Here is a 16,232-nt window from a genome sequence, read left to right as displayed (position 1 = left end):
TTACTAATAAATTTGCCTCCGCTCTGAGTATTAGACTTCTACCATTTCTTAAAAACAGAGTCAAGCAGTTCCAGGCGGAAGATATTTTCAAAGATATGAAAATTCAGTCAGGATTTTCGGTTATAAAATGGAGAAGGGCTTTCCCTCGTTTGAGTCGTTAATTTAGCAGGATCGGCTAGATAGAACGTAGTATGTACCCGAAATATATCCCGTTCTGGAAAGAAATTATTACTTTTAAGGTTACATTTGTTGCATTCAAGGATTTGCCCCTAAAAAAAGGTAAACGGCCGATAACGGATGGTCGAAAAAAAGAATAGAGGATAGCAAAGGGAAATGTTTCTTGGACCAAAGCTTGCTTTTCAATTCATAAGAATGTTTGCCCGATTGAATTATCGATTTTTACTTCCAGGTTTATTCCTACTCTCCTCGTTTGGGGTATGGTTTTCTCCCGTTTTCGCTCAAGCCGCGGATGATCCAGGTACGAGTTCCGATGTAGGGAATAACTCTACTGACAATTCGGATAATAATGTCGAAGAATCCGATGAAAACCCGAAAAATAAGCCTAAAAAGCCGGTCGTTGACCCGGAAACAAAACGTTATAATGATCTGCTAAAGACCGGCTTATTGAAGGTTTTCGAAGGGGAAGCCACTTTTAATTATGCTCGTTTGGAAAAATTCGGTGCCACTCATCCAATCCCAAGAGTAAGGGCCGCTGTAGCCTTAGCATTAGGAAGGATGGGAAGACCTGCAGGGATTAAAATACTGCATAGAATGATAGAGAGGGATGGAGAGTGGGTAAGACAGGCTGCTTACAAAGGTCTTGCTGATATCGGTTCCAAAACTTCATTAGAATATTTTTATGTAGGTGCTAAATCTTCCGATCGTGAGATCCGGATCGCCTCTTTTCGAGGTATGGGGAAGACCAGAGATCCGGGTGCAAGAGAGGTCCTTTTAAAGAAGGGCTTAAAATCGGATGATAAAGAGATCGTAAAGGCTTCTATTCTAGGTCTTGGATACTATCAAGTTCCAGAAGACATCCGTACTTTTATAGATTATTTAAATTCTAACGATGAAGAGTTGCAAAAAGCATCTGTGGAAGCGCTGGGAAGGCATAAGACCAGAACTTCTATGAAAATTTTGGAAGATTCCTTTAAGGATAAGGTAAACCTAAGGAACCAGATCCTGGATACTTTGACTGAACAGAAAAACTCTTTTGCTATTTTTGCTTTATTAAGGATCCTTGATGCAAACTCAGGCTCTCCGGATATCGTTAACGAGATCAGCGCGAGATTATACAAGTTGAAAGCGGTCGGAAAATATATGACCGTTATTGCAGATAATACTCCTCTTCTAAAAGAACCATACGTAGGAGCTCCTAAGATCAGAGATCTGGAAGTAGGAGAGGTCGGAAAGGTAGTTACTAAAAATTCGGTGGCATATATCCTTCCGGTAGACGGCCAGAGAATAGAGGATTTCTATTTTAAAGTTTTAGTAAATACCAAATATAAGGACGCTTTTACTGAGACTGTCCAAGGTTGGGTTTTCGGAAAGTATATCCAGATAAGAACTATATCCATTCCGAAAGAAGAGAAGGAGCCGAAGAAAAAAGGCAAAAAACCTTCTATCTTAGATGATATGGGGCCTTCCGAACCTGAACCTTCTACTCAACCAGAAGAGTCAAATCCTTGATACTCGGTTTCGTTTCTCCGATCTGATCTCGAATATAGGAGAAAGTTTTGGAAATTGCAGAACTTCAACCTTTTGCCTATTACTTCTTCAGAGTTTCTCCTGCTCTTATATTTACCGGTTTACTTTGGGTTTTAGTAAAACCGGAACCTAAACTTAGAGTTTTAATTTATATACTTCTGTTTGTTCTATTTAGGGATGCAATGACCGGGGCCGGACTTTGGTCTTTGGGTTCAGTCGGAGGTTTTTGGATCAGACTATCCAATTCCGCATTAATTCTGTATTTACTCGGCCTTCTATCCTTGGTCCTGGTTCTTACATTATGGAAATTTGATATTGAAAACCGAAAATGGATCGTATGGCAAAAAGGAAATCCGATCCCCGGTATTGTCACCGGAATTCTTGCCTCACTTCTAATCGCTTTTCCTGTTTGGGCTTTGAATAAGAGTTTATCGGATACTGTTCCCGGTGGCCCTGTAAGCAATTCCCTTCTTTTACCAATGCTTTGGTTTTCATTAGTCGGAAATATGTACGAGGAATTTTTATTTAGAGGTTATGTAAGGGGAATTGCCGAGGAAAAATACGGTTGGGTTAGAGCCTCGCTCATTTCCGGGGCGGCATTCGCTTTCTTTCATATCTTTTTAGCGACGACTGTTACTTCTATCGGATTTCCACTTCTTCTTTTTACTCTATGGGAAGGAACGATTTGTGGATTTCTTGCTTCACGTTTCGGGCTTATATCTTCCACCTTAGCTCATGGATTCGGGATTTGGATCATAGCTTCCGGAACTGTTTAATAAATTTATAATATTTTTATTTATCATAGAATATGATCTCCGATCCTGAAATACTTTCCATTTTTAAGTTTGCTTCTAAGGCGGCAGGAGAAGAAATCTTAAAGTCTTTCGGAAAATTGGGAAACTTCGATCTAAAAGATCCGATGCAGATCTTAACTCAAGCAGATCTGGATTCTCATCTTATTTTGGAAAAGATCCTGAAAGAAAGATTTCCCGATCTACCTTTTGTGATGGAAGAACAACACAATTCCGAACCTCTTCCCGGATCCTTTATCGTTTGTGATGAATTGGACGGGACTACTTTATTCTCCCGAGGGATCAAAGAGTTCAGCGTAATTTTGGCATATGTGGAAAATGGTTCACCTAAGGTAGGATGTATTTATTTCCCTGCCTTAAATATTTATGTAACTTCAATACGCGGCAACGGAACTTATATCAATGATGCCAGGATAAAATTGCAGAATGAGAGGAGTTTGGATCATTCCGTTCTTTCCTTAGAGATCAATAATACGTTTCAGGATGAGGATTACCGTTGGATCTCCAACATGAGTAAAAGAACCTTAGCAACTAGAGCTTTGGCAGCAACCGGAGCCGGATTCTTAGAGTTGCTGGAAGGTAAGACGGACATCTTTATGAACTTAAGCGGAGCTAAGATCTGGGATTTTGCCGCGGGGGTTTTGGCTTTTGAAGAAGCTGGAGGTTTCGTTTTGGATAAGAACGGTAAATCTTTGGAATGGAATAAGATCCGTATGTCTGCGATCATGGGAAAAGTTCCTGAGTTATTAAAAAAGGTTTACGAATACAAATCCTAAATCGTTTCTTTTTTCGCCTTTCTCAAATATTCGCTTTTCATTCTTTTTAAAATACATATTCTCTATTTGATCTAACAAATCGAAGTCTATATAGAAAAAGAGAAATTAAGTCCGAGGAATATGCAGGAACTTTTCACCATTTTAGATTCTAAAACAATCGATACGGTCACAGTCAGTATTCGAATTAGTATGATCATTCTTCTGGGAGGAGTGGTCGGTTGGAATAGGGAAGGTAAAAACCATGGGGCGGGTTTCAGGACACATATCCTGATCGGACTCGCTTCTACCGTGCTCATGCTTCTTTCTATATATATTCCGGAATACTATTCAGTGGTAGGGGGAGATCCTTCCAGAATTGCTGCTCAGGTAGTTTCCGGAGTGGGCTTCTTATGTGCAGGTGCGATCATGAAATTCGGCCTGACGGTTAAGGGACTGAATACTGCAGCTTCTATTTGGATCGTATCTGCTATCGGTTTATTAGTGGGGGCAGGGCTTTATTTCGCGGGATTTCTTACAACGATTGCTACTTTAGTGATCCTAGTCTTATTCGATTTGGTAGAAGAAAGATATTTCGGAAAATATGAATACAAAGTCCTGATCCTTGATCTGAAACAGAAAAAATTCCATCGAAAAGGTTTCAGAGAATTACTATTAAGGAACAAATTGAGACTCGTTTCCGAATCGTTTATGCAAGATTATCAAACGAAAAGTGCTCAGATCAAATTTACCCTAGCAGTTCCTAGGGAATTTGATATCTTAAAAATTGCGGATGAATTTCGCGATTTAGCGGACGTTATAAAGATAAGCATCGAATCGGCATAATTTATTGACTCTAACTTAAAACATGAAATGGGTCGGACAAAAGTAAGGCGAAACTGCTTCGTTTTCTTTTCATAATTTTTCTAGAATAAAAAACCTATCTAGTATTCGAAAAAGTTTTTTCCGATTTTGAATTCATAGAGTATACTCTCACGCAACGATTTTGAACTGCAAAATCCGTACGCATGAATACTCAAGATAGATCCCAAGAAATATTTAATAATCCGGAATTGCTGAGAAAGCTTGGAGATTTTATTCCATGCCCATTGGGCCTATCACATGGAACTCCCGGAAACGGTGACGTGATCTATCTAAATCGATCTTTTTTAGAACAGATCGGTTATAACTATGAAGATATTCCAAATGGTGAAAGATGGTTTGAAGCTGCATTGCCAGATCCTGTATATAGGGAAGAATTTTTAAGAGAATGGAAGGGAAGAGTTTTAAAAGCTAAGGAAGAAGGCCGCGATTTTGCGACTATGACCGTAAGAATCAGATTAAAGAACGGCCAAGATAAATGGTTCGAAATTAAGGGATCCGCTTGGGAAAATTATCTTCTAGTCGCTTTTTTGGATATAGACGAGGTATACAATCAAAGAGAAGAACTACAAAGAAGAAGTGATTTCAAGGACAGAGTTCTTTCCGTATTAACCCACGATCTTAGAACTCCATTGGCACAAGTGAGTGCACTTGCAGAATTGATCGCTACTACGGATATAGATCCGAGTGAAAGAGAAATGTTTGCTAAAAAGATCGTGAATGAATTAAAATCAGTAGGGCATTTTATCAATAACACTGCCCATTGGGCATCGGCTAATTTCGGTTATTTGAATATTAAGAAAGAAGCATTCGACCCGAAGGAATTATTCCTGGAGATGAGTTCCTTTTACGGTGCGATTGCGGAAACAAAAAAAGTGAATTTAACTGTCGAAGTATCTTCGCCCACGATAGTGATCTCGGATAAGGAAATCCTAAGTATCATACTCCGCAATCTCATCTCTAATGCGGTCAAATTTACTCCCCCTGGAAAGAAGGTGATCGTTCGGGCGCATTCGGAAGATCAGAAATATAGATTTTCGATCCAGGATGAAGGAGGAGGGATAGACCCGGATCATTTACGTGATTTGAAAGAGGGTAGGTTGAGCTCCAAACTAGGAACTGTCCGAGAAAAAGGTTTGGGCATCGGTCTATCGATCTGTTTCGATATGGCTAAACGGTTGGATGCCTTTTTGGATTTTGAAAGCGAGCCCGCGATCGGAACCCGGGCCATTCTTCTAGTTTAAAAAATCAGCATGTATTTCTCGTTTTCCGAATAGTGTAAACGGTTTATGTCCCACGAAGGAATCGTTTCAGAATTCGGAATTTGCTATGCTTTTTCTGCGCTTATAAAATTCTACTGACCTGGAACTGATCGGATTTTTCGCCTAACATCCTGTTTCAATTCGGCGAAAAACCAAGTCCAATGGGACAAAAAGATCCCTTTTACAAATGGCCGAAAAAAGAACATCGATCCCCCAGGATCTCGCACAGGAACTAGTAAAAATCATCCGTCTTCTTGCCATGTCCGGCAAAAAGAATTTCAAAAAATATCTGTACGACCCATTCATATACGCAGGTTGGGAAAGAGAAAAATCCCACTCGGCTCTCGCAGCAAGTAAGATGATAGATAAGATCCAAGAGGATTCTAGGAATCCTTCTTATCTTCATACGATTCCTCATCAGTGTAAGCGCCTTATTTCCCAAGGAATTATAGAAAGTCTCTCTGCGTTGGGTGATTCATGTATTTTCTTCTTAGAAAGGATCCAAGAAGCGCAAAATATTGCATTTTCTCCGGAAGCATTGGAATTTGTCGCCGTATTAGAAAAACCTTTAAAAGAATTCGAAAAGGTTACGAGTAATAATAACGAAAAACTATTCGAAGACTCGATCAAAAATTTTTCCAAAGAAGAACTAAAGTCTGCATTCGAGCCGGTAAAACTGGACGGGACAAGGCAGAAGGTATATTTGGACACCGAAGTTCATACTTTATACCAACAAATATTATCCGCGGCGAAAGTGAATAACCTGGTCCGTTGTAAAAAACTACTTTCTAGATATATAATTAACTACAGCGATTCGGAAACTTATAGCGAACAAGAGGTTGATAATCTTTTAGACGCATTAGGAAAACGTGAACCTGGTTTTAAGGAAACGTTAAGGGATTCTTTGGCAATAGAACTTTACTTTTCCATAACAAAAGGTATATTAGAAGGGAACGCCAAAAAAGCGATTCAAGGTATTCGGAAATATGCTCATATTTTCGAAGGAGACCCGAATACAAAATATTATTATGAAATAGATGCATTAGAAAGAAAACTATACGGAATCATACAAGCGAAGGATTTAATGAAAGAATTGAGGAAGGGTGTATAAATGGCAAATCTTACATTCAATGAAAAAGTCGACGGAAGCAAATTGATCCTTAAGGTCGCGGGAGAGATCGATGCTAAAACAGCTCCCGATCTGAAGATCAAATTGGAAGCAGCGGTAGGTAATGGGATCAAAACTATTATCTGTGATTGTTCTGCGTTAACCTATATTGCATCCGCAGGGATCGGTGTTCTGAACTCTATTCAGAAGTTTTTAAAGGAGAAGTCCGGAGAGATCGTTTTCTGCAGCCTAAAGAAGGAAGTGAAGGATACGATGGAACTGATGTATTTCACTAAAAAAGTGAGAGTGTTCCCTTCTTTAGATGATGCAATAGGCGGAGTGTGAATCCTTACAATGGATTCCTCTCTTGAAAAAATACTCTATTACTCTGTAGATTTGGATGAACTTTCCAAAATTCGCGGCGAGGTTCGCGAATTTTTAGGAGAGGAATGCACCGATATCGTTAAGGGTAGGATCGTATTTTGTTTGGACGAGGCGATGACAAATGTGATCGAACATGGTTTTACGGAACCGATCTCTTCTTCCAAAATAGAACTAAGAATGAAAAAGAATAAAGGGAGTTGGAAATTTTCCATCCTTGACGAAGGCGTCCCTTTTGATCCCACCAAAGAAAAAAGCGAAACTTGGAAAGAATTATACGAAAGCGGAGCCGATGGAGGTTTCGGATTACGTTCCATCAAAAAGATCATGGTAGTCCGCTACCAACGTCTGAAAAATCCTCCGCGTAATAAACTTACTCTGATCCATACGAGATAATAAGATGATCAAAAATAAATTCCTTAGAGCAGTTCTTCCCGGCATTCGGGCAAAACTTTCCTTTTTTACCGCGGCATTAGTTATCTCGATATTAGGTTTTACTTCCGTAATTCATTATTCCCAACAAACGAAAGCTTTAGAAGAGAAACTTGAATCCGAACTAAAGGCTCCTTTGGAATACGTCAACTCAGTCGTTTTGGATCTGGAAAACCTGAGTAGAAGTATGATCCTGATTGAAGAGTTCAAAGTCAGGGTAAAAGAAAAAAAGAAACAGCTTAGTAAATTTAAGAGAACTGTGGTTCAGAAAGAAGGCGGATTTTTCGGAGCATTAAAGGCCTTCGGACAATCCATCGGTTTGAATGTTAAAAGAGGGAATGTTTATAAATCGGTAGATACTTATTTTACCAGATATCTTTCCGAAAAAGAGATCCAAGAATTCGAATCTAAAGTACGTAACGAATTAAGAAAAGAGAATGGAGCCCCGATCGATGCCCCCGTATACGAAAGAATACGTGCGATCGCGGAAAGGACAGCTTCTGCAAGAATTAGTGCGGAAACTTCTAAAATCCGAATAGAAGAAATTGTCGAAGAAGTAAAGTTCTTGGACCAAGAATTAGCGAAACCGGATCTGGATCCTAAAAAGAAAAAAACGTATTTATCGGATAAAGATAAGTTAGAAAAAGAAAGAAAGGCCGCAGAAAAAGCAATCCCGGAAGGTGAAAAAAAAGCTGCCGCAGGTGAAACTGCATTAACAAAAGCTCTCCAGAATTTTTTCAGAGGTTCCTTCAAAGATAGGATCTCTTCCTTAGGACTTCTTCCTGATAAAATTAGAATTTTAGCATATGATCGTGTTGGTAAGGAAACTTTAGATACCGGATTGTTATTCTCTCAAAGTTCTGAAACAGGAAAGAAACTTTTTACCCAAGCCGATTTTGTGGAAAGCCGCAAGGGACTTTTTGGAGATACGGATGTTTTGGAAGTTATCCATAATAAATCCGAGGCGGAAAGTTACGAAGTCGGCGGGAGACAATACGAAGTAGTCTATCGTCCTGTATTCCGAAATCCTAGTACTGCGGAAAGATCCAGGGCCATGGCGGAGGAAATCGCGGAAAATCCGAAGGATTGGAAGGATTACTTAGAAGAGGATCGTAAAATTTCTGCAGAGATCGCTGAAATTTCCCAAAGATTGAAAGCTAGAATGGCAGAACTTCGTAAGGACGGAAAGGCCAAACCTTCCGCGGATAAAGAATTTAAGAATCTGGCTCTTGCATATAGACAGATGTTAAAGAAGCGGGATACTAAGCTAGAACAATTACAACCTTATAACTCTGCTTTTGAAAAGGCGGATAAAAAGTGGGCGGACGATCATAAATCCCTAAAGGAAAAGATCGCCAATACCTCTAAAGAGATCTTGGAATGGGAGAAGATGCTGAAGTTCCCTGCAAAAGAAGGAGAGAATAAATCTTCTCCTGAGGAAATCCAAGAAAAGATCAGGATCTTAGAATCTCAAGAAGAGGAATATAAGGATTCTTTAATTCGTTTGGAAGGGACCAAGGGTGATTGGGGGAATTCCTACGAGCATAAGGCCGAAGATGCTTTTTACGGGCTGAGAGAAGCCGCTTTAGAAGATTTTACCTTTATTCCGTTCAAAACCGGCCCTGCTGCTATCAGAAGATATTATAAAGATGAGAACGAAAGAAAAGAGGTCCGTATCAAATGGAGGCTCTTAAGAGAATGGGTACTTTCCGGGAACTCAGAAACCGAACTTCCGAAAACTCCTAAAGGGATCGCTTGGGATTCAGGGATTTTAGTGAGAAGTAGGAGTGAGGCGGAAGAAGTGATGTGGGCTCTGGATTCTACTCCTTTGCTCGCTCCAGGTGAAGAGGAAGGGAAAGGTCTAGTCTATGACCTGCTCAGAAAAGACCTATTAGGATATAATATTATATTAATAGATAGAACGGAAGGTGTTCGTCAAATGCGGACCAACCGAGAGGAGATGATCCGTTATACGGGTATCATCGGAACGATTGCTATCTTACTCGCTTACGGTTTGGCTTGGTTGGTCGTAAGAAGGATCAGAGTGATCAGTAAAAACGCTGAAACGATCGGAGAAGGAAATCTGAATGTGGAATTCCCACCTTCCGGCTATGACGAGATCGGGGTCTTAAGCGAATCTTTGAACGATATGGTTCATGGGTTGAAAGAAAGGGAAGAGATGAAAGGTGAACTTCTCGCTGCAGAAGAGATCCAAAAACGACTTCTTCCTGAAAAACTTCCTTCTAGCTTGAATGATTACGTAGAGTTCGGAGCTTTCTATAAAGCGATGACCGGAGTTGGCGGGGATTATTACGATTTCATTGAGTTAGGTGGAGGAAAGATCGCAATTTGTATCGGAGACGTTTCTAATCATGGTGTCGGTCCTGCGATAGTAATGGCATTATTCAGGGCTCAGATACGGGCAATTTTTAGGAAGGGAGAAAGAGACCTGAAAAAGATCCTGCTCGAGGCCAACGGTTATTTATACGAAGATACACCGGATCATATTTTTATTACCTTCTTCCTTGCAATCTTCGATTCTAATACATCCAAATTAGAATATATTTCCGCAGGACATGTGAAACCTTTATTCTTCGATGCATCCGATGGAAAGATCAAAGAACTTCCTGCGGGAGGACTTCCGATTGGAATGGATGAGAATTCTTTCTTCGAAACTACGATAGAGAAGAGAGTATTAACTCTAGATTCTGGAGATATTTTCTTCGAGTATACCGACGGTTTGGACGAAGCGAGAAGTCCAAGTTCGGATATGTACACTCGTGAAAGACTTGCAAAACTATTACATGCAAACGGCGAGAAACGTCCTGAAGATCTGATCAAAACTATTGTTGCAGACGTGGAAGCTCATACACAACAGGACTTAAGTAAAACGGGATTATCGAAACTATCCGACGATATTGCTATGATCGCGATGAGAAAAAGATAAGGAGCTCGGACTTTTCTGTCCGAACCCCTTAGTTTAAAGATCGAGTTATGGGAGGATGAGATCTTTCCAATCTTCTTCCGGATTTTGAGGACGCGGATATACTTCTCCTTCAGAGTATTTATTCTTATTTTTTCTCCAGGAAGAAAATTTAAGATCCGCTTCTTCTAAACCGGTCTTTATTATATCTCTAAGCTGCAACATAGAGTCATAAGTTCCATCCAGTACACCGGTGTTCTTTGCATCCGAATCTGCTCTGGATTTTTTTAGGAAAGAATCGAAAAATTCCTTTTGTACGGCCCCTATCTCTTCCGTTTTTCCTTCCTTGCGTAGTGCGGAAACCTTTGCTCCTTGGAATAGATCGAAGGCTGAGTTTCCTCCCATCACTGCAAGAGTTGCATCAGCTAACGAATAGTATGCGATTCCAGGTCTTAAAAATCCGCTGAAAGCATGGATCTGTCTTCCCCCGTAATTTTGCCTAAGTATAACTGATACTACCGGGATTTGAGATAGAACATTTACATCTAAAGATTCTCCGCCTATTTGTTGTATTCTTGCTCTTTCTTGTTTTGTTCCTGGCACAAACCCGGGAGCATCGGAGATCATTAAGAGTGGAATGTGATGTTTGTTTGCAAATTCAGTGAACACTCTGAATTTTTCAGTTCCTGGAGCGTCCGGGGAACCTCCTCCTTTAGGTTGATCTGCGATGATCGCCACTGTTCTTCCTTGTACTCTACCTAAACCTGTGATCAGACTTGTTCCCGGATCCCATTCTCCGAATTCTAAAAAACTATTTTGGTCTAAGATCTTATAAACGATCTCTTCTTTCATATCGTAAGATACATTGATCTCGTTTGGAAGTTTTATCGTTTCAGAATTCGGTGTGAATTTGTTTGTTCGTCTTTGGTTCATTAAATAAAAGAATTTTCTAATGATGTCATATGCTTGCGTTTCATTCTTTGCGGTAAATGTCGCCCATCGTTTTTTGTTTGAAAATTCTTTATGTGCTGATGTCTTACTTTTTTCGTTCGGCTCTAATAATAACCAAACGTCCGCGCTGGATGCAAGTTCTGGGATCCTTAATCCTTCTGGATCTTTTACAAAATGTAAACATGCTCCTTGGAAGTTTTGTAATGATTTCTGAAAGTCTCTTCTTGGTCGTAGGGAATCATAATCATCTAGATGAGAACTTCTGAACCATTTTTTCCCATAGATTAAAAGTAAACTTGCGCCTGTTTTCTCCGCGATACGCACCGACTCTTTTGCCTTGATGATACAAGGTAGAGAATGGAATCCATCGCTTGTTCTAGGTCCCATAGAAAGAAGAGAACTTTCCCCCAATCTAATGAATCCGGAAACTAATGATCCTGAGCCTGAATAGTTTTCTTTAACAGGAAGAAAGAAGCCGCTTTCAGAATGATGAACTAATTCGTTTTCATCTAAAACATTCCAATCCTCGGAGAATACTCTTTGGGTTTTTTCTTTTTTGGAAAAAGAACATCCGATCAATGAATCTTGGATCCTTCTGATAAACCAGATCAACTGGATCTTATCGTTGGCTACAAAATCCACAGTTCCTGTTGCTTGGCCCATGATCTTGGCACCGCCGATCTCATAGTTCGTGAATTTTTCTCCAGTCACGGACTCGATTACTGAAGATCCGGTTAGAACTCTGTAAGATTCGTCTTCATTCAAAATTAATTGTAAAGAAGCTTGAGAAGATCCGTAAACGTCCAAGCCGGTAGACGATCCTGTTCCTACTGCAATCGTAAAACTATGGGACGGCTTTTCTTCCGGGCCATACTCTCTAAATTCAGAACAGAATTTTTTCTCCATCGAAGCACATACTTCTCTTAGGATCGGATCCGGATGTGACTCGATTGAGGCTCTGAACTCGGCTGCATTTATTCCTCCGGTCAAAAGGGAGTTCATAAAAAAGCCTTCGGCTGCTCTGTTCAATGAGACCATTCCTTCTTTAATGTTTGCTCCCGCTCCATCGTTCCAAACGTATAAAGGCAGATCTTTTCTATAGGAATAATATGCTACAGCGAGATATTTTCTCCCTTCTATATCTCCTGTGGCTCCTCCTGCGACTCTGGAATCTTTAAAAAAACATAATGCAGGTTTCCCACCTATGTTTCCTTCGAAAATTTTTGCCCCGGGTATATATTTTTCTTCTAATCCTGTTTTTGGATTTTTTCTTAATAGCCCATCTGCACCCGGTACGAGGATCTCATGATATGAATTCGCATCAAAAATTTCGGATACCCAGCATTCGAGAGGCCATTTACCTTTTTGAAAAACAGCCAAGTCTTTAGGATTTGTTCCGTTGCAATAAGGGAATCTGGGATCGTTTGGATGTGCTATATCCATTCTAAGTTTCCCATCTTTGAAGAAGAAAGACAAGGTTACTTGTTTACCTGAATTTTCCGAGAAAAAGTCCATAGTAAACTGGCTATACAATCCGTGTAGGAAGAATCTTAAGACCGAGTTCGCGGACTCCATTATACTATTATAATTAAATATGTTCTCTTCGTTGGATCCTAGATCGAATTGTACTTTTACCCCGGAAACCAATACTTCTAATCTGAAAATATCGGCTTTATGAAGAAGCTGTGCACCTTGTAAGATACATGCTCCTATTTTAGAAGTAGTTTCTAGATCGAATCTTGAAGTTCTTTTTTCGGGAATTCCGGAAAGAGTGGAGAAGAGGATATATTGTTTTTCCCGATCAGTTTCCAAATAATATAGAAAATGTCCTGGAGTAGGGGAAAATACTCTTTTGATCTTTCCGATATTTTCCCAATATTCTATTTTCTTCTCTAACTGGGAAACAAGAGCCTTATCTAAATTTTCCGGCAATAAAGGTAGAGAGTTTGAGAATGATTTTTTAAATTCGGATTCTAAAACTTCAGATCTTTCTTCTGAAACGGAAGACCAAGGAGATTTTAGAAAACGAATATAATCGAATACGTGTTCTCTGGAAATGGTCGCATCTCCTCCCTTAAATTTCTGAGGTCGATTTCCTCTTGAGTTTAAGATCTTTCTCGCAGTTTTTTCGAGTAAAGTTTCTTTCTCTCTTTCTTCAAGATATAGGATACCATTCAAGGCCAGATCGATAGAAGGAGTAGGAGGAGCATAGACGGAGAGAGTTTCCAATAATTTTGCTACGATTTCTTTTCCTTCTCTCAGATTTGCATACGCCTTTACTAAGAACAAAAAAGCATCTTTCTGATCTTTACTTCTGCGAAGTGGGCTCCAAGGTTTAATGCCATAATAATGGAATGCATTTGATAAAAGTTTTTTTGTTGTTTTAGGGGGATTATAACCTTCCGTATCCCATTCTGAAAGTGCTCTTTGGATCTCGCCGTAATGAGAGAATTTTGTTCCGGGATCGGAAGAAAATATTCTTCTTACTAATACATGGAACTTTAAGATCTCTAAATATAGATTCCCCCAAATTTTATTCTCGGAATCGGATCCTCTGGAAAATTCGAATTCTGAAAGTATGGATCCAATTTTTTCAATCGCATCTTGTTCTCTGAATGTTCCTAGGATCCAAGATCTAAATAGGATCCTGAGATCTTCTCCTTTGAATGGGTTCTTTTTTGGGGAGAAGTTTGTATCCGCCTTTTGTTCTATACTTTGCCAGATTTCCCAAAGAGATTCGCCAGAAGCATTATGATTATCTAAATCGTTTTTAATTTCCGGTTTTTCATCCGTTTCTATTTTCGCCAGGATTTCTCCTTCACTTAGCCCTTTTCCTAAGACCATTCCGGATGCGGTTGTTCCTCTAACTAACTTGCTGATGTCTCCATGCTCGATCAGATGTGAAAGTTTTCCCGAAGAAGGCGAAGAAAGAACGGTTTCCATCTTCATAGCAGAAATCACTAAAATTGGATCTCCTGCTTGGATCTTATCTCCTTCTTTCCAAGGAAAATTTGTCTTCGGATTATTGCAGATCTTTACGAAAGTGCCTTGGAAAGGAGATCTTAATAATCCTTGAGTAGATAAATTATTTTTTTTGTCTTTGGATTGAACGGAGAATCTTACGTATCTCATTGTACCGTTCTTATCTAAGAATCGGATGGAATGAAAAGAAGGTCTTCTGTCTACTCGGACTGGAATTGTCCGTCCGGAATATTCTACCATGAATTCCTCTCCGGATTCTCCGCTTAAAGAAACTGAGATCTTTCCCGAGTCTTTTCCGTTTACTAAGATCCTATAATTAGAGAGAGAAGTCCTGAAAAGGCGTGTTTTATAGTTTTTGGTTTCCGATTTTAATTCGAATTCGTAGGAAGAATATTCTGATTCTTGAGAATGAAGAAGTTTAGGTAGGTCTCTATCTCTAAATGATTTTTTAAGATCATTCTCAGAGATAAAAACGGTTTCCGCTAAAGAACAGATGAGGGCTCCTTCTTCTTCCGATTCCGTATCCGGCCTAGTCAATTCTTCATTGATCGCTAAGATCAGATTATCATATTCTCCGGATTTAAATTGATCATGTCTTATGAGTTTGATCAATTGTTCGATGTTTGTGGTGATCCCTTTGACATAAAGTTCTGAAAGTGCTCTTTCCATTCTTACGAGAGCTTCTTCTCTCGTAGTTCCAGTGGTGATCAATTTTCCGATCATCGGATCGTAATCGCCTAAAACTCGATCTCCTTTCCTGAATCCGAAATCACAACGCACTCCGTTAAATGTGGGAAGTTCCAGATCTTTGATCTTTCCGGGAGAAGGGGAATAGTTTTGAAATGGATCTTCAGCATAGATCCTACATTGAATGGAATGATTTCTATCCGAGAACCTTCTTCTGATCACGGACTCGTAAGGTATTTCTTGTTCTCTTCCGTCAAAGAATAGGATTTGCCATTTTGCTAGATCGATCCCTAAAGATTGATCCGTAACAGGATATTCTACCTGTAATCTAGTATTCATTTCTAGAAAACCGAAATTGCCTGTTTCGTTGTCTAGTAGGAACTCCACTGTCCCTGCGGCGCAACCTTCCGAATAACCTGAGATATGAGCGATCTTTTCGGCGGAGGATAATAATTGTAATAGGGTCCTGTCGTCTAAAAATGTTTCTCCACTTTCTTCGACCACTTTTTGGTTTCTTCTTTGAACTGCACATTTACGAATTCCAACTGCAGTGGAGTTAAAGATTTGCACTTCGAAATGTGCAGGTCTTTCTACATACTTTTCGAAGAAGTAAGTACCATTGCCGTAGGATTGGATCCCGATTCGTACTGCACTTTCGATTGCGGGTAAAAGTTCTTTGGAATTTCTTACGATTACCATTCCCTTTCCACCGCCGCCACTATCCAGCTTGATCATTACCGGATAGCCGATCCGTTCGGCTTCTTGAATAGCAATCTCTTCTCCTCCGGTGATAGGTCCGCTTCCTTTTAAGAGAGGGATCCCGTTATCTAAGGCTAATTTTCTTGCATCCAGTTTGTTGCCGACTTTTCTCATTACGGAAGCTTTGGGTCCCATGAATATTATATTTTTTTTATATATGAGGGATGCTTCTTCTAAAGATTCTACGAATCTGAAATCCTCAGATAGGAAGCCGTATCCAGGATATACCGCATTTGCATCGGACAATAAAGTGGCCGCGATGATCGTTTGGGAATTCGTATATTTGTCTGCGGTTCCGATATAAATGATCTCGTCTGCGGATTCATACCATGATTGGTCTCTGTCCGGATCGGTTACAACTGCTACGGATCGGATCCCTTCTTCCCTTAATGCGAGAAAGAATCTTTTTGCGATCTCTCCTCTGTTCGCGATCAATACTTTTTTGAGGATCCCTTTTCTTTTTTGGATCGGTTCATTTTTTTCTGAACGACCTGGGTTTAGTGCTCTTAATTCCTTTAATACGGATTCTATTTCAGGAATACTTAATATTCCTTGGGTTACGGATTCTGGTTCCGGTTTTGTGATTGGTAACAT

General features: G+C 39.8%; 10 protein-coding genes. 9 read left to right on the top strand and 1 reads right to left on the bottom strand.

Going from position 1 to position 16,232, the window contains the following annotated elements:
• Positions 1-333: 333 nt before the first annotated feature.
• From EHQ64_RS13185 to EHQ64_RS13145, 9 genes are all read left to right on the top strand, one after another.
• The gene (locus EHQ64_RS13185; protein ID WP_425460425.1) at positions 334-1,689 is read left to right on the top strand and encodes a HEAT repeat domain-containing protein; all 1,356 of its coding nucleotides are present in this window, start codon (positions 334-336) and stop codon (positions 1,687-1,689) included.
• A 47-nt stretch (positions 1,690-1,736) separates the two neighbouring features.
• On the top strand, positions 1,737-2,483 hold the full coding sequence (locus tag EHQ64_RS13180) for a CPBP family intramembrane glutamic endopeptidase (RefSeq protein ID WP_135649931.1): 747 nt from the start codon (positions 1,737-1,739) through the stop codon (positions 2,481-2,483).
• Positions 2,484-2,515: 32 nt separating this feature from the next.
• Positions 2,516-3,295 carry an inositol monophosphatase family protein gene (locus EHQ64_RS13175; protein WP_135649930.1) on the top strand — a complete coding sequence of 260 codons (780 nt, stop codon included), beginning with the start codon at positions 2,516-2,518 and terminating at the stop codon, positions 3,293-3,295.
• Between the two features lie 120 nt (positions 3,296-3,415).
• Positions 3,416-4,117, top strand: a complete 702-nt coding sequence (locus EHQ64_RS13170; RefSeq protein ID WP_135649929.1) for an MgtC/SapB family protein — start codon at positions 3,416-3,418, stop codon at positions 4,115-4,117.
• Positions 4,118-4,299: 182 nt separating this feature from the next.
• Entirely contained in the window at positions 4,300-5,397 is a 1,098-nt protein-coding gene (locus EHQ64_RS13165; protein WP_135649928.1) for a sensor histidine kinase, read from the top strand.
• A gap of 205 nt (positions 5,398-5,602) precedes the next feature.
• Positions 5,603-6,526: a hypothetical protein gene (locus EHQ64_RS13160; RefSeq protein WP_135649927.1), complete on the top strand. Its 924-nt coding sequence runs from the start codon at positions 5,603-5,605 to the stop codon at positions 6,524-6,526.
• Entirely contained in the window at positions 6,527-6,868 is a 342-nt protein-coding gene (locus EHQ64_RS13155) for an STAS domain-containing protein (RefSeq protein ID WP_135649926.1), read from the top strand.
• 9 nt (positions 6,869-6,877) lie between these two features.
• Positions 6,878-7,300 (top strand): ATP-binding protein, encoded by a 423-nt coding sequence (locus EHQ64_RS13150; RefSeq protein ID WP_135649925.1) that lies wholly within the window; start codon positions 6,878-6,880, stop codon positions 7,298-7,300.
• A 4-nt stretch (positions 7,301-7,304) separates the two neighbouring features.
• Positions 7,305-10,283 carry a PP2C family protein-serine/threonine phosphatase gene (locus tag EHQ64_RS13145; RefSeq protein WP_135649924.1) on the top strand — a complete coding sequence of 993 codons (2,979 nt, stop codon included), beginning with the start codon at positions 7,305-7,307 and terminating at the stop codon, positions 10,281-10,283.
• Between the two features lie 45 nt (positions 10,284-10,328).
• On the opposite strand, the gene EHQ64_RS13140 is transcribed toward EHQ64_RS13145, so the two are convergent.
• Entirely contained in the window at positions 10,329-16,232 is a 5,904-nt protein-coding gene (locus EHQ64_RS13140; RefSeq protein WP_135649923.1) for a carboxyl transferase domain-containing protein, read from the bottom strand.

It is taken from the genome of Leptospira sarikeiensis (assembly GCF_004769615.1).
GTDB classification, from domain to species: Bacteria; Spirochaetota; Leptospiria; order Leptospirales; family Leptospiraceae; genus Leptospira_B; species Leptospira_B sarikeiensis.
The sequence above is the reverse complement of the archived record's forward strand: the minus strand, read 5'-3'. Positions and strand labels throughout refer to the sequence as shown.

Bases quoted from the DNA above. Each gene is read 5' to 3' on its own strand.
- EHQ64_RS13185 (WP_425460425.1), top strand. From the start codon at position 334: ATGTTTCTTGGACCAAAGCTTGCTTTTCAATTCATAAGAATGTTTGCC.
- EHQ64_RS13145 (WP_135649924.1), top strand. From the start codon at position 7,305: ATGATCAAAAATAAATTCCTTAGAGCAGTTCTTCCCGGCATTCGGGCA.
- EHQ64_RS13140 (WP_135649923.1), bottom strand. From the start codon at position 16,232: ATGTTACCAATCACAAAACCGGAACCAGAATCCGTAACCCAAGGAATA.
- EHQ64_RS13165 (WP_135649928.1), top strand. From the start codon at position 4,300: ATGAATACTCAAGATAGATCCCAAGAAATATTTAATAATCCGGAATTG.
- EHQ64_RS13150 (WP_135649925.1), top strand. From the start codon at position 6,878: ATGGATTCCTCTCTTGAAAAAATACTCTATTACTCTGTAGATTTGGAT.
- EHQ64_RS13155 (WP_135649926.1), top strand. From the start codon at position 6,527: ATGGCAAATCTTACATTCAATGAAAAAGTCGACGGAAGCAAATTGATC.
- EHQ64_RS13175 (WP_135649930.1), top strand. From the start codon at position 2,516: ATGATCTCCGATCCTGAAATACTTTCCATTTTTAAGTTTGCTTCTAAG.
- EHQ64_RS13170 (WP_135649929.1), top strand. From the start codon at position 3,416: ATGCAGGAACTTTTCACCATTTTAGATTCTAAAACAATCGATACGGTC.
- EHQ64_RS13160 (WP_135649927.1), top strand. From the start codon at position 5,603: ATGGCCGAAAAAAGAACATCGATCCCCCAGGATCTCGCACAGGAACTA.